Source organism: Mesorhizobium sp. FG116 (genome assembly GCF_057809835.1).
The window spans coordinates 47,585-66,672 of sequence record NZ_JBMDKS010000004.1 but is presented as its reverse complement, the minus strand read 5'-3'; the positions used below and the strand labels follow the sequence as shown (position 1 = coordinate 66,672).

Here is a 19,088-nt window from a genome sequence, read left to right as displayed (position 1 = left end):
GTGACAGTTTCGGACGCATCGGCTAATTCGAGCCTCACAAACGGCTTCCGACCGCGATATTTTCAGCTACAGGTTCGAGAAACAGTATGACGGCCCACCCCGGAATAATTGCCTCGTTCGACAACCTATCGCCCCGCTACGCTGCGATTTTGTGTGATGTGTGGGGTGTCGTGCACAATGGCGAAACGCATTTCCCAGCCGCTGCGGCTGCCCTGGCAAAGGCACGCGCCGAAGGTCTGGCAGTCGTCATGATCACCAATTCACCGCGCCTGAGTGGCGATGTGATCGACCAGATGCGCTTTATTGGCGTGCCGGACGGCAGTTTCGACAAGGTGGTGAGTTCGGGCGATGTAACGCGCGATCTCATCGCGGAAGGGCCGAAGAAAGTGTTTCACCTCGGACCTGATCGTGACGCCAACATCTATGACGGTCTTGGTGTCGAACTGGTCGAGGAGTTCGAGGCTCAGGCGATCGTCTGCACCGGCCTTTTCGACGACGAGACGGAGACGCCGGAAGACTACAAGGATCTGCTTTTCCGCTTCCGTTCCCGCAACCTGCCGTTCATTTGCGCCAACCCGGATATCGTTGTGGAACGCGGCGAACGGCTGATCTGGTGCGCGGGCGCGCTGGCCCGCGACTACAGCCAGCTTGGCGGACGCACGCTGATCGCCGGCAAGCCCCATGCGCCTATCTACACGGCGGCCCTCAAGGCCGCATCGGAGATCGTCGGACGCGAGCTTGATCGCAGCGAGGTGCTCGCAATCGGTGATGGAATGATGACGGACATAAAGGGTGCGGCCGACAATGGTTTCGACGTGCTGTATGTCTCTGGTGGCATCCATGCCCGCGACTATGGTGATCCGCTTGCGCCGGACCCGGAACTGCTGGCCGCGTTCCTCTCAAAATTCGGCTACCGCCCGGTGGCGGTGATGCCCCGGCTTCGCTGAAACGGCTTCGCCAAGATGTGCGTCCGCTTGCCCGGAGACCGACCTCTGCCCGAAAATCTGAGGGGCGGCGTCGTTGCGATAGGCAATTTCGATGGTGTTCACCGCGGTCACCAGGCTGTGCTCGGCCGCGCATTGGACCAAGCGCAGAAGCAGGGCGTGCCTGCCTTGGTGCTGACCTTCGATCCGCACCCGCGCAAGGTATTCCGCCCGGATTTGCCGCTGTTTGTGCTGACACCGCCGGCAATGAAGGCGAAATTGCTATCCAAGCTCGGATTCGCTGCGGTCGTGGAACAAGCATTCACACGCGAGTTTGCGGCAAACTCGGCGGAAACTTTCGTAAATTCAATCCTGGAAGCCAATTTGGGCATCAGCCATGCCGTAACCGGCTTCAACTTCCACTTTGGCAAAGACAGGCAAGGTGGACCAGCCTACCTGATGGAAGCGGGCACGCGAAACGGTTTCGGCGTAACCTTGGTCGATGCGTTTCGCGACGAGGATGCATGCATCGTCTCGTCAAGCCGGATACGTTCGTTGCTGTCCGAAGGCGATGTAGCCCAGGCTGCGGGGTTGCTCGGTTACCGGTTTACCGTCCAGGCTGAGGTGGTTGGTGGCCAGAAGCTTGGCCGCACGCTTGGGTTTCCTACCGCCAATATGCGCTTGCCGGCCGAGACGGCGTTGAAGGAAGGCATCTATGCCGTTCGTTTTCGGCGCGCCGACGGAACGCTTCATGACGCTGTGGCAAGCTTCGGTCGTCGGCCGACGGTCGATGACAACGGCGCGCCGCTGCTTGAGACATTCCTGTTCGACTTCTCGGGTGATCTCTATGGCGAGGTCTGCGATGTCTCGTTCTTCGGATACCTGCGCGGCGAAGTGAAATTCGACGGGCTCGATCTGCTCGTCGCGCAGATGAAGCGCGACGAAGCCGAGGCGAGGGCGCTTCTGGCCGGCGTGCGACCGCTTTCGGAACTGGATGCTGCGGTCGCCTTTTGAGCGCGCGGCTATTTCTTCAGCGCCAGGCCGAACGCGATGAAAGTCCATCCCTGGAAAATCAGGTCGATGGCAAGGAACAGCCCAAGTATCCAAATGCTGTTGACCGGCCAACCCATCGCAATGACGAGGCCGGCAAGCACGGTGACGATACCCGCCGTGATGATCCAGCCCGAGCCGCGCTGTTCGCGGTGTTCGTAGCCGACCCAAGCCCTCAGTGCGCCTGATGCCACGAGCGCGACGGCCAGCATGAACGTCAGCACCGTTGAAGCAAGCAGCGGATTGTAGAAGGCGAAAAAGCCGGCGAAGGCATAGAGCAGGCCGCTGGCCAGCCAGTAGAAGAAGCGGCCCCAGGTTTTGACGCCGAAGGCGTGGACGATCTCGATGACGCCGGAAATCAGCATCAACCAGCCGACGAAAAACACCGACGCGACGGTGGCGACGAAGAGGTTGGCAAATGCGATGCCACCAAGGATCAACAATAGAACACCGAGCGCGACGAACCATCCCCACTTGTCGCGCGCCTGCCCGATGGCGTTCTTGAGCGTGTCGTTCTGAAAAGCCATGTTGCCACTCCAAAGACGTTTCAAACTCACGGGTATGAAACTATCGCGTGTAGCGATGCGGGTCCAGCACCACCGGCATTTGCAGGATCATTGCAGATTTAAATCAAATTTTACCGACCTTCGCGCAAGAGTTGCCTTACTCCCAATGTCCGGCGTAACGGCGAGGCCAGCATAAAATGAAAATGATCCCTGCGTTTGCAACAGCGATGCTGCTGGGTTTCACCACGGTGTCCAATGCGGGCGAGGGGATAGGCGGCTGGCTGTCAGGTGACTGGTACCTGACGCTTGGCGCTACCGGCATGGTCGCGCCAGACTTTGAAGGCAGCAAGAAGTATCTGCTCAGCGCCTCGCCGATCATTTCACTAGGCAAGGCCGGCAATCCGGTTCGCTTTTCATCGCGCAACGACAATATCTCGCTCGCGCTGATCGATGACGGCGGCGTGCGTGCGGGACTAGCCGGCAAACTCCTGTGGGGCCGCGACAATGACGCAGATGAGTTGCGCGGCCTCGACCCAGTGCGCTGGGGCGGCGAGGTCGGCGGGTTCTTCGAAGTCTATCCATTTGACTGGATGCGGCTGCGCGGCGAACTACGGCACGGCATCCGCTCGCACAGCGGCTTTGTCGCAGACGTCGCTGCCGACGCCTTCTATGACGTGACGCCTGCCGTTCGCATATCGGGCGGACCTCGCGTGTCTGTCGCTTCATCGAAGTATTTCGACGCCTACTACGGCGTCAGTGCCGCGGAATCCTTGGCATCGGGGCTTAGCGCATATAATCCGGGCGGCGGCATCAAGTCGGCAGGCGTCGGCGGCGCGATTACGTGGAAGGTCACTGACCCGATCACAGCAAGCTTGTTTGGCGAGTATTCGCGTTTGATGGGGCCGGCAGCCGACTCCAGCCTGGTGCAGGAGCGTGGTTCGCGTGACCAGTTCATGATCGGCGTTTCGACCAGCTACCGTTTCGACTTCTCTATGTGATGTGCTGGCTCGATTTTGGCCGGATCAGGCATAAGGTGGCACTTTATTCTTGGGCGGCCATCGGTTAGAAGCGCTGCCATGACCTGCCTGTTGCGCCAGATCGCGTCCGCGATACGAATTACTAGCCCGGTGTTCCGGGCGGCCTGAGTTGAAACTCGGTCGCCGGTGCAGCCGGGAATTATGGCGCACTTCTCTCGCGCTTTTTCCAGAACATGATAGGTCAACGCCCAAAGCCGGTTTCGGCTCGGCAATCCATATGGCGAACTGATGAACGACACAGCGGAAACGATCGACTATTCCAAGACACTCTACCTGCCGCAGACGGAATTCCCGATGCGTGCGGGTTTGCCCGAAAAGGAACCCTTGCTGGTCAAGCGCTGGCAGGAGATGGATCTCTACAAGAGGCTGCGCGAGGATGCGGCCGGGCGCACAAAATATGTGCTGCACGACGGCCCGCCCTACGCCAACGGCAACATCCATATCGGCCATGCGCTGAACAAGATCCTCAAGGACGTCATCACCCGCTCGTTCCAGATGCGCGGTTACGATTCCAACTACGTGCCGGGCTGGGACTGCCACGGCCTGCCGATCGAATGGAAGATCGAGGAGCAGTACCGCGCCAAGGGCAAGAACAAGGACGAAGTTCCGGTCAACGAGTTCCGCAAGGAATGCCGCGAGTTCGCTGCGAACTGGATCAACGTGCAGGGCGACGAGTTCCAGCGGCTCGGTGTCGTCGGTGATTTCAAGAATCCCTACACGACGATGAATTTTCACGCCGAAGCCCGGATCGCGGGCGAGTTGTTGAAATTCGCCATGTCCGGCCAGCTCTATCGTGGCTCGAAGCCCGTGATGTGGTCGGTGGTTGAACGCACCGCTCTGGCCGAGGCCGAAGTCGAATACCAGGACTACGAGAGCGACACGATCTGGGTGAAGTTCCCGGTGGTTGGCAGCGCCAGTTTGGACGACGCTTGCGTCGTCATCTGGACGACGACTCCCTGGACCATCCCGGGAAACCGCGCCGTCGCCTATTCGCCGCGCGGGTCATATGGCCTCTACGAAGTTACCTCGGCAGAGAATGATTTTGGTCCTCGCCCTGGTGAGAAGCTGATCTTTGCTGACTCACTGGCCGAAGAATCCTTCGCTAAGGCCAAGCTTGAGTACAAGCGCCTGCGTGATGTTTCCAGCGATGAGCTCGGCGCGCTGACGCTTGCCCATCCATTCAAGGGTCTTGGTGGCGGTTATGAATTCCCTGTACCGATGCTTCCCGGTGATCACGTTACCGATGATGCCGGCACGGGCTTTGTCCACACGGCCCCCAGCCACGGCCGCGAGGATTTCGAGGCGTGGATTGATGGCGCTCCGCTTTTAAGGGAACGGGGTATCGACACGACGATCCCGTTCCCGGTTGATGATGCAGGCTACTACACCAAGGACGCGCCTGGGCTCGGTCCCGATCGCGAGGGCGGACCGGCGCGCGTCATCGACGACAATGGCAAGAAGGGTAACGCCAACCAGGCGGTTATCGAGGAACTGATCAAGCGTAACATGCTGTTTGCGCGTGGCCGCTTGAAACACAGCTACCCGCATAGCTGGCGTTCCAAGAAGCCGGTGATCTTCCGCAATACGCCGCAGTGGTTCGTCCATATGGACAAGAAGCTTGACGATGGCACCACGTTGCGCAGCCGCGCTTTGAAGGCGATCGATGACACCCGTTTCGTGCCCGAGGCCGGGCAGACGCGCCTGCGCGCCATGATTGCCGAGCGCCCGGACTGGGTGCTGTCGCGCCAGCGTGCTTGGGGCGTGCCGATCGCCGTGTTCGCGGATGCTGATGGCAATGTTCTGAAGGACGATGCGGTCAATGCCCGCGTTCTTGAGGCGTTTGAAAAGGAAGGCGCAGACGCGTGGTTTGCCGAAGGCGCGCGCGAGCGATTCCTTGGCAGCCGCGCCAACGAACCATGGGTTATGGTCAAGGACATCCTCGATGTCTGGTTCGATTCCGGATCGACCCACACCTTCACGCTGGAAGATCGTCCGGACCTGAAATGGCCGGCAGATGTCTATCTGGAAGGCTCCGACCAGCATCGTGGTTGGTTCCATTCCTCGCTGCTGGAAAGCTGCGGCACGAGGGGCAGGGCCCCCTACGACACGGTCGTCACCCATGGTTTCACCATGGATGAGGAAGGCCGCAAAATGTCGAAATCACTCGGCAACACGGTCGTGCCGCAGGACGTCATGAAGCAGTCCGGGGCCGATATCCTGCGCCTGTGGGTAATGACGACCGACTATTGGGAAGACCAGCGCCTCGGCAAGAATGTGCTGCAGACCAATATCGACGCTTACCGCAAGCTCAGAAACACCATTCGCTGGATGCTGGGCACGCTTGCCCATGACGAGGGCGAGGACGTGCCGCTTGCCGAGATGCCGGAACTGGAGCGGCTGATGCTGCACCGGTTGTCTGAACTCGATGAGGTTGTTCGTACCGGCTACGACGGCTTCGAGTTCAAGCGGGTGACCCGCGCGCTGCTCGATTTCATGGTGGTCGAGCTTTCCGCCTTCTATTTCGATATCCGCAAGGACGCGCTCTATTGCGATGCGCCGTCCAGCGCAAAGCGGAAGGCTTCCGTCCAGGTTGTTCGGCATTTGTTTGAATGTCTGGTGAAGTGGCTGGCGCCAATGCTGCCCTTTACGACCGAGGAGGCTTGGCTCGATCGGCACCCAGACGCGAGATCGGTTCACCTTGAGCAATTCCCGAAGGTGCCCGCCGATTGGCGCAATGAGGCGCTGGCCGAAAAGTGGCGCAAGGTGCGGCAGATGCGGCGCGTGGTCACCGGAGCGCTCGAAATTGCCCGCGCGGGCAAGGTGATCGGATCGTCGCTGGAAGCCGTCCCAGTTGTTTATCTCGACAATTCCTCGCTTGAAAAGGAAGTTGAGGGCGTCGACATGGCCGAGATCAGCATCACCAGCGGGCTCGACTTCTCCTATGGCGGCGCACCTGCCGGCGCGTTTGCTCTGGACGACGTAAAGGGCGTGGCTGTTGTGGTGGAAAAAGCGGCCGATCGCGGTCTGCGCAAATGCGCGCGGTCGTGGCGCTACACTGACGATGTCGGTAACGACAAGGACTTCCCGGACGTCTCGGAACGAGATGCTCTTGTTCTGCATGAATTGCAGTCAACTGGCAGGCTCTAGACGCGGAGTTGTGCAGGAAGGCAACGCGCAAACGGGTGCGCGTTGCCCTTAACGAACGGTTGAGGTAAAGACCTGAAACTGCGGACGACAAATTGTCGCCGAATTTTCCGTTAGAACAGCGTGGCAAGATGCGTGCCGGCGTTCGGTTGGCAGCGATCAAGGGGTCGTCAAGAGTGAAATTTTTAGGCATGACCGAGAAACGCCATGTTCGCCTTGCATTGATGGCGCCGCTTGCCGTTTCGGGACTCGCCCTTTCGGGATGCATGTCGTCACCGACTTATGGCACCGACAAGACAGCGATGGAGCAGCTCGCCGGCGATGTGAGTGGCGCAATTTCGCTCGCTCCGCCCAAGCGGGAAAAGATCGATTACAATCCCCGTCCCACGCTAGTTAAGCCTGCGCCCGGGCAAAAGGGCGTGTTGCCGGCACCTCAGGACAACATTGTCCAGACCGCGAGCACGCAATGGCCGGAATCGCCTGAACAGCGCCGTGCCCGTATCCGGGCTGACGCGAGCGTCAATTTCGACAGCCCCAATTTCAAGGCTGAAGTGGTTGATGACGTCCAGACCGACCCTGTAGCCGTCAAAAAAGCATTGGCGGAGTCGGGCTCGAGCCATCCGCCGCGTTGGACACCGGGTGATTCCGGGATAGGCGCGAAGGCCCGCCGCGATGCCATCAATCGCAAGCTCGCGGAAGGCAGGCAGGGTAGCCCGACGAATCGCCGCTATCTCAGCGAACCGCCGCTGGAATATCGAGTTGCCGCTTCGACCGCGCCTCAGAACGACATTGGCGAGGACGAATACAAAAAGGATCTGCGGCAGAAAAAGATGGCCCGCAAGAAGGACGGCGGTCTGTTTAGCTGGTTGCCCTGGTAGCCAGCATACTGCCAGACGCGCCGTTGCGTTCTACAACTGCCGGCGCGACACGAAGAAATCCTTGAGCAGTACAGCTGATTCTATCTCGCCCAGCCCGGCATATATGTCGGGTACATGGTGGCATGTCGGTGAAGCGAAGAAGCGCACTCCGCTAACCACTGCGCCACCTTTTTCGTCGGCAGCACCGAAATAGAGCCGGCGCAGGCGCGCAAACGAAATGGCCGCCGCGCACATGGTGCAAGGTTCAAGCGTCACGTAGAGATCGCACTCACCTAGCCGTTCGCTCGACAATTTGGCGCAGGCATCGCGAATCGCAAGGATTTCGGCGTGGGCGGTCGGATCGGCAAGCTCGCGCGTGCGATTGCCTGCCGTTGCCACGACCTCGCCGTTCAAGACGATGACCGCGCCAACGGGCACTTCGTCGCGCCCCGCCGCAGCTTGCGCTTCTTTCAGCGCGGTGGCCATGAAGTCAGGCCGCTTCATCGCGGTTTCCCATTATGTCCTCGCAACCCAAGAGCTATCCTGTTATCTAGCCGCGCAAACGAGCAAACACCACATGAGCGACGACGACAAATTCCAGCGCAAGCCCGGCGCAAAACCGGCTGGCTTTCGAGGCCGCAAGGCTGCCGATGGCAAATCCGGCAAGCCTGCCTTTGCCGGCAAGAAAGCTTCGTTCGCCAAAAGGCCCGACAGGGCAACTGATGGCGACCGGCCAAAGCGTGATTTCAAACGCGACGACAAACCGCGCGAAGGCGAAGCACGCGCCGAGCGACCCTTCCGCAAGGGGCCGCGGCCCGAAGGCAGGCCGTTCGAAAAGCGGGAAGGATTTGCCAAGCCTTATCAGCCGCGCGAAGAACGACAGCCGCGCCCCGAAGGTGAAGAGCGGCCCAAGCGCGATTTCAAGCGCGATGGCAGGCCACGCGAAGGCGACGCTCGCACCGAGCGACCGTTCCGCAAGGGGCCTCGCCCTGAGGGCAGGCCTTTCGAAAAGCGTGAGGGTTTCGCAAAACCATATCGCCCACGCGAAGAGCGGCAGGGCCGCCCCGAAGGCGGAGAACGACCGAAACGCGACTTCAAGCGTGATGACAGGCCGCGCGAAGGCGAGGCACGCGCCGAGCGACCGTTCCGCAATGGACCTCGCCCCGAGGGCAGGCCGTTTGAGAAACGTGAGGGTGGTTTCGCGAAACCGTATCGTGCACGCGAAGATCGACAGGCCCGCCCGGAAGGCGGAGAACGTCCCCGTCGTGATTTTGGCGGCGCTGGCAAGCCGGCAGGTGGTTTCAAGCCGCGGCCTCGCCAAAGCGAGGCACCTGAGGAGACCGGTGAACGCATTGCCAAGCGCTTGGCGCGAGTTGGCATTGCTTCGCGCCGCGACGCTGAAGAACTGATCGCCGCCGGCCGTGTCAAGGTCAATGGAAAGATCCTGGAAACGCCGGCGTTCAACGTGTCGCAAAGCGACGTCATCCATCTCGATGGTATGGAAATTCCTCCGATCGAGCGCACCCGGCTGTTTCTCTTCCACAAGCCGGCCGGCGTGGTGACGACCAATCGCGACCCGGAAGGCCGCAAGACCGTATTCGACGTCCTGCCTGCAGACCTGCCGCGTCTGATGACGATTGGCCGGCTGGACATCAACACCGAAGGCCTGCTGCTGCTCACCAACGATGGAGGACTGTCGCGCGTGCTGGAACTTCCGGCAACCGGCTGGCTGCGGCGCTACCGGGTTCGCGTGCATGGCAAAGTCGAGGAAAGTGCGCTTGCCAAGTTGCGCGAAGGCATTGCCGTTGATGGCGTTTTCTACGGCGCGGTGGAAGCGAGCCTCGACAGGGAGCAGGGCTCCAATGCCTGGCTGACAATCGGTCTGCGCGAGGGCAAGAACCGTGAGGTCAAGAATATCCTTGGCGCGCTTGGACTTGATGTCACGCGATTGATCCGCATTTCATACGGGCCATTTCAGCTGAACGAGTTGCCGGAAGGGCATGTCCTCGAGATCAAGGGCCGCATGTTGCGCGAGCAGCTTGGCGAAAGGCTGATCGAGGAATCCGGTGCGAATTTCGACGCCGAGATCGTCAAACCGTTCTCGAACAAGCCGGTGCGGCGCGTAGAGCAACTGGAAGAAGCAGCACCACGTGCAAGGCCGGCACGCTCCGAAATCGGAGAGGGCGGCCTGATAAAGCGGCGCAAGTTCCGCGAAAACAGTCGCGACGAAGCGCTGGGCAAATTGTCGACGCGCCCGGAGCGGGGTTTTGGCGAGCGTGGTGGCAAGCCGGAACGGTCCGGATTTGGCGGTAAGCCGGGATTCAAGAAGGGTGATCGGGAGCGACCGCCAATCGATCCGCCAGGGCAGCGCAAAGCCAATGTATGGATGGCGCCAGGTGCTCGTCCGCTTGGAAAGGACAAGGCGGACCAGGAGAAGTCGGACACCGATTTCCGTAAAGCTGGCACGCAGGGCCGAGGAAGGCCGCAAGGCGACCGCCCATTTGGCAAGCCACGCGGTGACCGTCCGGATCGGAGTGGCGGCGGACCTTTCCGCAAAGGACCGGGCAAGGGCCCGAAGGCGCGCTAGATGCGCATTGTGGGAGGCGATTTTCGCGGCCGCCCGCTGGCCACGCCGAACACTCACGCGATCCGTCCGACGACGGATCGGACACGTGAGGCCGTTTTCAACGTCTTGGCACATCGATTTCCCGACAATCTTGAAGGTGCAAGGGTACTGGATCTTTTTGCCGGAACCGGTGCGCTTGGCCTGGAAGCATTATCCCGTGGCGCGGGCTATGCCGTGTTCATCGAGGAATCGACGGAAGGGCGCGGCCTGATCCGCAGCAATGTCGAAGCCTTTGGCTTGACCGGAAAGACCAAGATATTCCGCCGCGACGCAACCGCGCTTGGCGAGGCTGGAACGCTTGCCCCTTTCAACCTGCTGTTCGCTGACCCTCCCTATGGCAAAGGTTTGGGCGAACGGGCCCTACAATCGGCGCAGCAAGGCGGTTGGCTGGCACAAGGCGCGCTGTGCGTCGTCGAGGAAGCCGCCTCCGCCCCGTTCGAGCCGGGCTCCGGATTTTCGATTGTCGATGAGCGCAGCTACGGCGAGACGGTGATCCGCTTTATCGAGCTGGCCTGACTTTAGCCGCGTTCAGGCGTCAAATGACGAACAATTCACTTTTAACGTAGCACATGCCTGCCTATCGTCCATCGCATGACCTCCGGAGCCAGCAATGAAATCTGATGCCCATTGGCTCCTCCGGATCGCGCTTGCCCTGGCTTTACTAGTTGTAGCAGCCGGTCCGGCAGCGTCGGAAACTGCCCCCAACGAATGGAAAGTGACCGATTTCCTGCTCGACAACGGCATGGAGGTGGTGGTCATACCCGACAGGCGTGCGCCGATCGTCACCCATATGGTCTGGTACAAGGTCGGCAGTGCCGACGAATTGCCCGGAAAGTCCGGCATTGCCCATTTCTTCGAACACCTGATGTTCAAGGCAACCAGCAATCACGCCGCAGGTGAGTTTGATCGCGCGGTGGCGGCCATCGGCGGCAGCAACAACGCTTTCACATCCTACGACTACACGGTTTTTCACGAGACGGTGGCGCCTGAAGCCCTTGAGCAGATGATGGGGTTCGAGGCCGATCGCATGCGCAATCTCGTCCTCAACGACGAGGTGATTGCGACCGAACGTGACGTAGTGCTGGAGGAACGCCGCTCGCGCGTCGACAGCGATCCTGGATCTCTGCTGGAAGAAGAAGTCAACGCAACACTTTACCAGAACCAGCCTTATCGAATCCCGGTCATCGGCTGGATGCAGGAGATAGAAAAACTAAATCAAACCGATGCCAGGGCATTCTACGACCGCTATTACACGCCGAACAACGCCGTTCTTGTGGTGGCCGGCGACGTGGAGCCCGATGCCGTCAAGGCGATGGCCGAACGCACTTACGGAAAAGTGGCGCGCGGTCCAAATCTTCCACCACGGGTGAGGCCTTCAGAACCTGAGCAGAATTCCAGGCGGACGGTCACTTTGACCGATGCAAGAGTGAGTGTGCCGAGCTTTTCAACGCAATGGGTGGTGCCGTCCTACCACACCGCCAAGCCGGGTGAAGCCGAAGCGCTTGATCTCCTGGCCGAAATTCTTGGTGGAGGGCCGCGCAGCCGGCTCTATCAGGAACTAGTGGTCAAGAAGGGCATTGCAGCAAATTCCGGCGCGTCGTTTTCCGGAACAATGTTGGATGACACGAACTTTTCGGTTTATGGCGCGCCACGCGGCAAAGCCACGCTTGCCGAGGTTGAAGGCGCGGTAAGTTCCGAAGTATCGCGCATTGCCCGCGACGGAGTGTCTGACGATGAGTTGGAGCAGGCCAAGGACCGCTTTGTGCGCTCGATGATCTTCGCACGCGACCGCCAATCGAGCATGGCAAACATCTATGGCAGCACGCTCGCGACCGGTGGAACAGTTGAAGATATCGAACAATGGCCGCAGCGTATCCGGAACGTCACGGTGCAGGATGTAAAGTCTGTGGCCGGGCGCTATCTAGTGCCAGAGCATGCGACGAGCGGATATCTGTTGCCCGAAGCGCGTGCGGGGAACTGAGCTGATGGCTTCTTTTAGAATTTCTGGCAAAATATTGATTTCACAGACGATTGTCTTCTTGTTGTCTGCACTTTTTCTGATCCTGCCGGCGCTCACCGCGCATGCTGCGATGACCATCCAGGAAGTGAAGTCTTCGAAAGGCATCACCGCCTGGCTTGTGGAGGACTATTCGGTACCGATTATCACGCTGCGCTTTGATTTCGATGGCGGAAGCACGCAGGATCCAGCTGGCAAGGAAGGCCTTGCCAACCTTATGACGGGCCTTTTCGACGAGGGCGCAGGTGATCTGGACAGCAATGCGTTTCAGGCGCAGCTGGACGATTCAGGTGCTGAAATGGGAATTTCAGAAGGCCGCGACAGCATTTCCGGCGCCATGCGGACGCTGGCAGAGCGCAAGGACGAGGCGTTTGAACTGTTACGACTGGCCATTGAAAAGCCCCGTTTCGATCAGGCGCCGATAGACCGCATTCGCGGTCAGATACTGGCAGGTATCGTCGCCGGCGAGCGCGACCCTAATACCGCAGCGGAGACAAAGTGGCTGCGCGCGGTATACGGCAACCACCCTTATTCGCGCCCGGACGAAGGTACCAAGGAAAGTCTCGATAATATAACGGCGAACGATCTCAGGGCATTTCACAAGGCAACTTTTGCGCTTAGCGGTCTACACGTTGCAGTCGTGGGGGCGATAGATGCAAAGACGTTGCAACGTGAGTTGGACAAGCTTTTCGGCGGACTTCCGTTGCAACAGTCATTGCGTCCTGTAGCTGACACGGAACTCAACCTCGATCAGCAGCTCCAGGTAGAATACGATCTGCCGCAGACCTCCGTGCAGATGGCTTTTCCAGGCATCAAGCGATCATCGCCCGAGTTCTATGCGGCAACGCTTATGAATGAGATTCTAGGTGGTGGAACCTTCACCTCACGTCTGTTCGAAGAAGTGCGGGAAAAGCGCGGGCTTGCCTATTCGGTCGATTCCGGGCTCTCCAATCGAGCGCATGCCTCAGCGCTTGTCGTGACAACCGCTACGCGATCCGACAGGGTAGGTGAAACACTTGAGGTTTTGCGCGACACCATAAAGCGCATGGCTGAGGAAGGGCCCACGGAAGCCGAGCTTGCCGCCGCCAAAAAGTACATGGTCGGAGCTTATGCAATCAACAATCTCGATTCATCGAGCGCGATCGCCGGCACTCTCGTCGATTTGCAGGTAAACAAGTTGGGAATCGACTACATGGCCCGGAGATCGGATCTGATCAACGGCGTGACGCTGGACGAGGTCAAGGCGGTGGCCAAAAAGCTTCTTTCGGTGAATCCGGCGGTCATGATCGTTGGCCCGGCTTTGGCAGATGGAAGCAAGGGGTGACACCAAGTTTCGGCATAGCATTCGGTGGCGGTGGCGCACGCGGACTGGCGCATATTCACGTCATCGAGGCTCTTGACGAGATGGGTATCCGTCCCGTCGCCATTTCGGGCTCGTCTATCGGTGCAATCATGGGCGCCGGCATGGCGGCCGGAATGACTGGAAAGGAAATCCACGAACACGCTCGCTCGATCCTCTCCCGACGGACTGAAATCGCAAGCCGAATGTGGAAGGCGCGCCCCGGTAGTCTGGCAGAAGTGATGAAGGGCGGGTTGCACGTCAGCCAGTTCAATGTCGAGCGCATTTTGAAAGCTTTTCTTCCGAGCGCGGTTCCTGAAAGTTTTGCCGACCTCAAAATTCCGCTTAAGGTGACAGCGACCGATTTCTTCGGCCACAAGCTTGCTGTGTTCAGCAACGGTGATCTTCACTCGGCACTTGCAGCGTCGGCGGCGATCCCGGCCGTATTCCGACCGGTCGTCCGAGACGGGCGTATTCTGATCGACGGCGGAATCTACAATCCCGTGCCGTTCGATCTTATCGAGCACGATGCCGACATCATCATCGCCGTCGATGTCGTGGGAGCCCCCACGGAAGCCGAGAGCAGGCGGCCGAGTTCCGTAGATCTGATGTTCGGGGCAACCCAACTGATGATGCAATCCATCATCGTCAACAAGTTGAGCCAATGCCGGCCCGATATTCTGATCAGGCCCCCCGTCTCTCGCTTCCGCGTCCTAGACTTCATGAAGATCGAAAGCGTGATGAGCGAAACGGCGTCGGTGAAGGGCGAAGTGAAGCGCGCCGTCGAGGCTGCGTTGAAATCACACTACGAGCCCCACAAGCATTAGTTCGGAAATTCGAGGCTGTTGTGCGCGCTCCGAACAACGGTCGCGCCAGACGGACACATTAAAGCCAGCATATTGGCCAGTTTGGCCAAACGGCTTTAGCCTTCATCTTTCCGCCCATTGCACAAGCAATGGCGGAACAATAGATGGTGCCATGTATGATCCATTTCACTGTTGGGTCGATTCACGGGATTTCGAAATGGCGAATTCAATCGACACGGGCAAACTGACTGATCGTGTCGCCGCATTGGTAGACGCGGCCAAACGGGCTGGGGCGGATGCGACTGATGCAGTCGTCGTCGTTGGCCGCTCCAAGGGCGTTTCGGTCCGTTTGGGAAAGGTCGAGAGCACCGAAGCCTCGGAAAGCGAGGATGTGTCGCTGCGCGTATTCGTTGGTAAGCGCGTGGCAAGCGTTTCGGCAACGACCGGGTCTGACCCCAAGGCATTGGCCGAACGGGCCGTGGCAATGGCGAAGGTCTCGCCGGAGGACCCGTACCAGGGGTTGGCCGACCCGGCACTTTTGGCCAAGGGACCACGCGACCTCGATCTGTTCGACGAGACAGAGGTTTCCGCGGACCAGCTGAAGGAAGACGCGCTTGCTGCGGAGGAAGCCGCGCTTGCCGTCAAAGGCGTGACCAACTCATCCGGCAGCGGAGCAAGCTCTGGTTTCGGCGGTTTGGTTCTTGCAACTTCGAGCGGGTTCCTCGGTCAGTATGTCGCCACGCGCTTTTCGCGCTCGGCCAGCGCCATCGCGGGCGAGGGCACCGGCATGGAGCGTGACTACGATTACTCCTCAAGACAGCATTTTTCCGACCTGGATTCAGCACAGGACATTGGCCGTAAGGCTGGTGAGCGCGCCGTGAAGCGCCTAGGCGCGCGGAAGGCGGCGACAGGGTCTGTTACGGTCATATTTGATCCTCGCGTGGCGCGAGGTATTGCAGGCCATTTGGCCGGCGCAATCAATGGCGCATCCGTCGCGCGCAAGACCAGCTTCCTGCGCGACATGATGGGCAAGCAGGTGGCTGCCAATTCCATCACCGTTACCGACGAGCCACTTCGTCGACGTGGCCAGGCCTCCAGGCCATTTGACGGTGAAGGCGTCGAGGGCGAGAAGTTGACGATGGTAGAAAAGGGCGTTTTGAGCCATTGGTTCCTGTCGACCTCGGCGGCGCGTGAACTCGGACTGACGACCAATGGGCGCGGCTCACGCAGCGGCTCGTCCGTTTCGCCCTCATCCACCAACCTTGCGATCGAAGCAGGCGAGCGGCCACCGGAGGAATTGATAAAGAGCCTCAGGTCCGGCTTCTACGTCACCGAGGTGTTCGGGCAGGGCGTCAACATGATAACCGGGGAATACAGTCGCGGCGCATCCGGGTTCTGGATTGAAAATGGCGAACTCGCCTATCCCGTCTCGGAAGTCACCATCGCTTCCAACCTGAAGACGATGTTCCTCAACATGGTGCCTGCCAGCGATCTTGACCGCAACTTCGGAACGGCGGCCCCGACATTGCTTATCGAAGGAATGACCCTTGCCGGTAGCTGATACAGCCGGCCTTGCCACGGCCCAAGAAGACCTGGAATTGCTGCGCGACGCCGCACGTGAAGCCGGGGCAATTGCCATGCAATACTTTGGCAAGAGCCCGGAAGTGTGGATGAAAGGCGGAACCTCTCCGGTCAGCGAAGCCGACTATGCCGCTGATGCCTATCTCCGGGAAACATTGCTTAAGGCTCGTCCCGACTATGGCTGGCTATCCGAGGAAACGGCTGACGATCTCGCCCGGTTGAATGCGCGCCGCACATTCGTCGTTGACCCGATAGACGGAACGCGCGCCTTTCTGGAAGGCAACAGTACGTGGTGCGTCAGCGTCGCCGTGGTGGAGCGGGGAAAATCGCTGGCAGGTGTCCTCGATTGTCCGGCCAAAAAAGAAGTCTATTGGGCCGTTCCGGGATCCGGCGCGTTTTGCAACGGCATCCCTATCGCGGTTCGGCCGGTTGCCGATCAACCTGAAATCGCCGGCCCGAGGGCATTGATAGATCATCTCCCGGCCGATTTGTTGGAAAGGGTGCGCCGAGTGGCTTATGTCCCATCGCTTGCCTACCGGCTGGCGATGATTGCGTCGGGAGCTATCGATGCGAGTTTCGTGAAACCGAATTCGCATGATTGGGATATTGCAGCTGCGGGGTTGATCCTGAACGAAGCCGGCGGTGGGCTGGTTGACACCGAGGGACTTACCCCCTTGTTCGCTCGCGAAAAGATCAAGCACAGCGCGCTTGCAGCCGGCAGCGGGGAGTTGCTTCGTACGCTGGCAGCGGTCATCGCCGGTACGAAAATCCCGTAAGGATACTCATAGGTTTAAATGTTAGCAGGTTTGCATTAGACCAAGCGGCGATCTTCGAAGATTCAAAGGACAAACATGAGCGGTACTGAAGGAAAGCAGCAGCTTCTACACTTGGTATTCGGTGGTGAGCTTACAAAGCTGGGCAGCACTGAATTCCGTGACCTCGATGCGCTCGACATAGTCGGCATCTACCCGGACTATCAGTCGGCGTCGACGGCCTGGAAGGCCAAGGCCCAGGCAAGTGTCGACAATGCACACATGCGCTACTTCGTGGTACACCTGCACCGCCTCTTGGATCCGCAAAGCAAGGCTGACGCTTGACAATGGAGCAGGAATTGGCGCCGCCACGGGCCGAAAGCACCCTGGCAGGCCACAAACGCAACAGGCCGCTCAAGAAGGCTTGGAGGAAGATTCGCCAGCCATTGGCCGAGTCGCGTTTTGCCAAAGGCGCGATCGCCAGTCTGTTTGCGCAAGCCTTGCGCTTCATTCGCCTGACAAATCCGCCTGCGAAGGGGTCCGCTTCCATTTCCGGCGGCGAGTATGCTGATCTTGAGCCGGGCATCATCGCGCTATGGCATGGTCAGCACATTCTGGCGCCGGTATTTTATCCGAAGGGCCGTCCGCTAGTCGCGATGGTGTCACGCAGCGCCGACGCCGAACTCAACGCATTGATGGTCGAAAAATTCGGCATCGAGGCCGTGCGAGGATCAGGCGGCCGCGAAAATGCCCGCCATCTCGACAAGGGTGGGGCCAAGGCCCTGATCGCATTGAAGAAGGCCCTCGTTGCCGGCAAGAATGTCGCGATGATCGCCGACATTCCGCACGGGACACCGCGCGACGCGGGTTTGGGCATTGTACTCCTGGCAAGATTGTCTGGACGTCCGATCCTGCCCGCGGCCATCACCACCAGCCGGCGTAAGGTGCTGGAGCGTAGCTGGGACAAGACCACCATCAATCTGCCCTTTGGGCGGTCGTCGATCGTCGTGGGAACGCCGGTGTTCGTACCCGTGGATGCTGACGACGCGGAAATGGAACGCAAACGTCAGGAAGTTACCGAGTCGCTCAATGCGGCCACTGAACAGGCCTACAAGCTGGCGGATGCCGGCAAATGAGCGAACGCAGCGCGCGCATGATGTTGTCGGCATACCGCTATATCGGCGCTGCCGCCTATCCCCTGATAGGGCCATACGTGGCCTGGCGCGCGTCGAAGGGCAAGGAAGATCGCAGCAGAGCCCGCGAGCGCTATGGTGTAGCGGGCCGTGAGCGTCCGGATGGACCGGTAATCTGGGTGCACGCGGCAAGCGTCGGTGAGACTATCGCTGTCGTGCCGATGGTGCAGAATATTCTGGGCTATGGCGTCAACGTCGTGCTGACTACCGGCACGGTTACATCGGCCAAGGTGGTGCAGGAGCGGTTGCCGGATCGCGTCATCCACCAGTATGTTCCGCTCGATCTGAAACCTGCGGTCAGCCGTTTTCTCGATCATTGGCAACCGGATCTGGCAATTATCGCCGAATCCGAAATCTGGCCGATGACGATCCTTGAGCTTGGCGCACGACGCGTCCCGCAAGTGCTGGTCAACGGCCGCATGTCGGATCGCTCGTTTGCGTCCTGGAAGAAACGCGCGAGCCTGGCCGAGGCGCTGTTTGAGAACTTGGCGCATGTCATTGCCCAATCGGACGTCGATGGAGAGCGCTTCAGGGCGTTGGGGGCAAGGCCGGTCACCGTATCGGGCAACCTTAAGGTGGACACTGCGCCTCCACCGGCAGACGAAAAGGTCTTGCATTCTCTGATGCGCCAGATTGACGGGCGCCCAACCTGGGCCGCCGTCTCGACCCATGACGGTGAAGAAGCCATGGCCGCCGAGGTTCATGTAACGTTGCGCGGGCGTCACCGGGGGCTGCTTACCATCATAGTTCCACGCCACCCCGAGCGCGGTGAAGCATTGGCGGCCCAAATGGAGGGCATGGGCCTCAAGGTGGCGCGCCGCAGCCTTGGCGGAAAGATTTCGCCTGATACCGACATCTTGCTGGGCGACACTATTGGGGAGATGGGGCTTTATCTGAGATTGACGGAGATTGCCTTTGTCGGCCGCTCGCTGACCTCGACCGGGGGCCAGAACCCGCTCGAGCCAGCCATGCTGGATACGGCCGTTCTGTCGGGGCGCAACGTGCAGAATTTTCGCGAGTCCTATCAGCGGCTGCTTGAAAGCGGTGGCGCGAAGCTGGTCAAGGACCGCAATATGTTGGCGGGAGCCGTCAATTACCTGCTCAGCAACGAGATTGCGCGCCACGACATGATGGCGGCAGCAGCGGCAACCGTGGAAGAAATGCGCGGTGCGCTTGCCGCGACAATGAAGGCGCTGGAGCCTTACATTCAGCCGCTGGTGGTCAAGGCGCGCCTGTGGCGCGCGGGCAGCCAGTAGA

General features: G+C 59.8%; 17 protein-coding genes. 15 read left to right on the top strand and 2 right to left on the bottom strand.

Annotated features, from left to right (window positions below):
• Positions 1–86 precede the first annotated feature (86 nt).
• Both ACODTY_RS05220 and ACODTY_RS05215 read left to right on the top strand, forming a co-directional pair.
• On the top strand, positions 87–947 hold the full coding sequence (locus ACODTY_RS05220; RefSeq protein WP_488993228.1) for a TIGR01459 family HAD-type hydrolase: 861 nt from the start codon (positions 87–89) through the stop codon (positions 945–947).
• Between the two features lie 15 nt (positions 948–962).
• Positions 963–1,937 carry a bifunctional riboflavin kinase/FAD synthetase gene (locus ACODTY_RS05215; RefSeq protein ID WP_488993227.1) on the top strand — a complete coding sequence of 325 codons (975 nt, stop codon included), beginning with the start codon at positions 963–965 and terminating at the stop codon, positions 1,935–1,937.
• An 8-nt stretch (positions 1,938–1,945) separates the two neighbouring features.
• On the opposite strand, the gene ACODTY_RS05210 is transcribed toward ACODTY_RS05215, so the two are convergent.
• Complete coding sequence (locus ACODTY_RS05210) at positions 1,946–2,500, bottom strand: HdeD family acid-resistance protein (RefSeq protein ID WP_488993226.1); 555 nt, start codon at positions 2,498–2,500, stop codon at positions 1,946–1,948.
• Positions 2,501–2,676: 176 nt separating this feature from the next.
• Between ACODTY_RS05210 and ACODTY_RS05205 the strand changes: the two genes are divergently transcribed.
• From ACODTY_RS05205 to ACODTY_RS05195, 3 genes are all read left to right on the top strand, one after another.
• Positions 2,677–3,477, top strand: a complete 801-nt coding sequence (locus tag ACODTY_RS05205) for a MipA/OmpV family protein (RefSeq protein WP_488993225.1) — start codon at positions 2,677–2,679, stop codon at positions 3,475–3,477.
• A gap of 267 nt (positions 3,478–3,744) precedes the next feature.
• The gene (ileS, locus tag ACODTY_RS05200) at positions 3,745–6,663 is read left to right on the top strand and encodes an isoleucine--tRNA ligase (protein ID WP_488993224.1); all 2,919 of its coding nucleotides are present in this window, start codon (positions 3,745–3,747) and stop codon (positions 6,661–6,663) included.
• 188 nt (positions 6,664–6,851) lie between these two features.
• A complete protein-coding gene (locus ACODTY_RS05195) occupies positions 6,852–7,538 on the top strand; it encodes a hypothetical protein (RefSeq protein ID WP_488993378.1) in 687 nt (228 codons plus the stop codon).
• A gap of 30 nt (positions 7,539–7,568) precedes the next feature.
• Here the strand turns inward: ACODTY_RS05195 and ACODTY_RS05190 are convergent, their stop codons facing one another.
• The gene (locus ACODTY_RS05190) at positions 7,569–8,021 is read right to left on the bottom strand and encodes a nucleoside deaminase (RefSeq protein WP_488993223.1); all 453 of its coding nucleotides are present in this window, start codon (positions 8,019–8,021) and stop codon (positions 7,569–7,571) included.
• Between the two features lie 73 nt (positions 8,022–8,094).
• On the opposite strand from ACODTY_RS05190, the gene ACODTY_RS05185 reads away from it, so the two are divergent.
• The 10 genes from ACODTY_RS05185 (at position 8,095) to waaA (ending at position 19,087) form a co-directional block, all read left to right on the top strand.
• On the top strand, positions 8,095–10,104 hold the full coding sequence (locus ACODTY_RS05185) for a pseudouridine synthase (protein ID WP_488993222.1): 2,010 nt from the start codon (positions 8,095–8,097) through the stop codon (positions 10,102–10,104).
• Positions 10,105–10,659, top strand: a complete 555-nt coding sequence (rsmD, locus tag ACODTY_RS05180; protein WP_488993221.1) for a 16S rRNA (guanine(966)-N(2))-methyltransferase RsmD — start codon at positions 10,105–10,107, stop codon at positions 10,657–10,659.
• Positions 10,660–10,753: 94 nt separating this feature from the next.
• The gene (locus ACODTY_RS05175; RefSeq protein ID WP_488993220.1) at positions 10,754–12,124 is read left to right on the top strand and encodes a M16 family metallopeptidase; all 1,371 of its coding nucleotides are present in this window, start codon (positions 10,754–10,756) and stop codon (positions 12,122–12,124) included.
• Positions 12,125–12,128: 4 nt separating this feature from the next.
• Positions 12,129–13,484 carry a M16 family metallopeptidase gene (locus tag ACODTY_RS05170; protein WP_488993219.1) on the top strand — a complete coding sequence of 452 codons (1,356 nt, stop codon included), beginning with the start codon at positions 12,129–12,131 and terminating at the stop codon, positions 13,482–13,484.
• A complete protein-coding gene (locus tag ACODTY_RS05165; protein WP_488993218.1) occupies positions 13,481–14,326 on the top strand; it encodes a patatin-like phospholipase family protein in 846 nt (281 codons plus the stop codon). Before ACODTY_RS05170 ends, ACODTY_RS05165 begins: the two co-directional genes overlap by 4 nt.
• A 196-nt stretch (positions 14,327–14,522) precedes the next feature.
• The gene (locus tag ACODTY_RS05160; protein ID WP_488993217.1) at positions 14,523–15,866 is read left to right on the top strand and encodes a TldD/PmbA family protein; all 1,344 of its coding nucleotides are present in this window, start codon (positions 14,523–14,525) and stop codon (positions 15,864–15,866) included.
• A complete protein-coding gene (locus tag ACODTY_RS05155; protein ID WP_488993216.1) occupies positions 15,853–16,662 on the top strand; it encodes a 3'(2'),5'-bisphosphate nucleotidase CysQ in 810 nt (269 codons plus the stop codon). Before ACODTY_RS05160 ends, ACODTY_RS05155 begins: the two co-directional genes overlap by 14 nt.
• 75 nt (positions 16,663–16,737) lie before the next feature.
• Complete coding sequence (locus ACODTY_RS05150) at positions 16,738–16,983, top strand: DUF4170 domain-containing protein (protein ID WP_488993215.1); 246 nt, start codon at positions 16,738–16,740, stop codon at positions 16,981–16,983.
• Positions 16,984–16,985: 2 nt separating this feature from the next.
• Complete coding sequence (locus ACODTY_RS05145) at positions 16,986–17,774, top strand: lysophospholipid acyltransferase family protein (RefSeq protein ID WP_488993214.1); 789 nt, start codon at positions 16,986–16,988, stop codon at positions 17,772–17,774.
• Positions 17,771–19,087, top strand: a complete 1,317-nt coding sequence (gene waaA, locus ACODTY_RS05140) for a lipid IV(A) 3-deoxy-D-manno-octulosonic acid transferase (RefSeq protein ID WP_488993213.1) — start codon at positions 17,771–17,773, stop codon at positions 19,085–19,087. The genes ACODTY_RS05145 and waaA overlap by 4 nt, the downstream gene beginning before the upstream one ends.
• The last annotated feature ends 1 nt before the right edge of the window (position 19,088 follow it).

Bases quoted from the DNA above. Each gene is read 5' to 3' on its own strand.
- ACODTY_RS05220 (WP_488993228.1), top strand. From the start codon at position 87: ATGACGGCCCACCCCGGAATAATTGCCTCGTTCGACAACCTATCGCCC.
- ACODTY_RS05215 (WP_488993227.1), top strand. From the start codon at position 963: ATGTGCGTCCGCTTGCCCGGAGACCGACCTCTGCCCGAAAATCTGAGG.
- ACODTY_RS05210 (WP_488993226.1), bottom strand. From the start codon at position 2,500: ATGGCTTTTCAGAACGACACGCTCAAGAACGCCATCGGGCAGGCGCGC.
- ACODTY_RS05205 (WP_488993225.1), top strand. From the start codon at position 2,677: ATGAAAATGATCCCTGCGTTTGCAACAGCGATGCTGCTGGGTTTCACC.
- ileS (WP_488993224.1), top strand. From the start codon at position 3,745: ATGAACGACACAGCGGAAACGATCGACTATTCCAAGACACTCTACCTG.
- ACODTY_RS05195 (WP_488993378.1), top strand. From the start codon at position 6,852: ATGACCGAGAAACGCCATGTTCGCCTTGCATTGATGGCGCCGCTTGCC.
- ACODTY_RS05190 (WP_488993223.1), bottom strand. From the start codon at position 8,021: ATGAAGCGGCCTGACTTCATGGCCACCGCGCTGAAAGAAGCGCAAGCT.
- ACODTY_RS05185 (WP_488993222.1), top strand. From the start codon at position 8,095: ATGAGCGACGACGACAAATTCCAGCGCAAGCCCGGCGCAAAACCGGCT.
- rsmD (WP_488993221.1), top strand. From the start codon at position 10,105: ATGCGCATTGTGGGAGGCGATTTTCGCGGCCGCCCGCTGGCCACGCCG.
- ACODTY_RS05175 (WP_488993220.1), top strand. From the start codon at position 10,754: ATGAAATCTGATGCCCATTGGCTCCTCCGGATCGCGCTTGCCCTGGCT.
- ACODTY_RS05170 (WP_488993219.1), top strand. From the start codon at position 12,129: ATGGCTTCTTTTAGAATTTCTGGCAAAATATTGATTTCACAGACGATT.
- ACODTY_RS05160 (WP_488993217.1), top strand. From the start codon at position 14,523: ATGGCGAATTCAATCGACACGGGCAAACTGACTGATCGTGTCGCCGCA.
- ACODTY_RS05150 (WP_488993215.1), top strand. From the start codon at position 16,738: ATGAGCGGTACTGAAGGAAAGCAGCAGCTTCTACACTTGGTATTCGGT.
- ACODTY_RS05145 (WP_488993214.1), top strand. From the start codon at position 16,986: ATGGAGCAGGAATTGGCGCCGCCACGGGCCGAAAGCACCCTGGCAGGC.
- waaA (WP_488993213.1), top strand. From the start codon at position 17,771: ATGAGCGAACGCAGCGCGCGCATGATGTTGTCGGCATACCGCTATATC.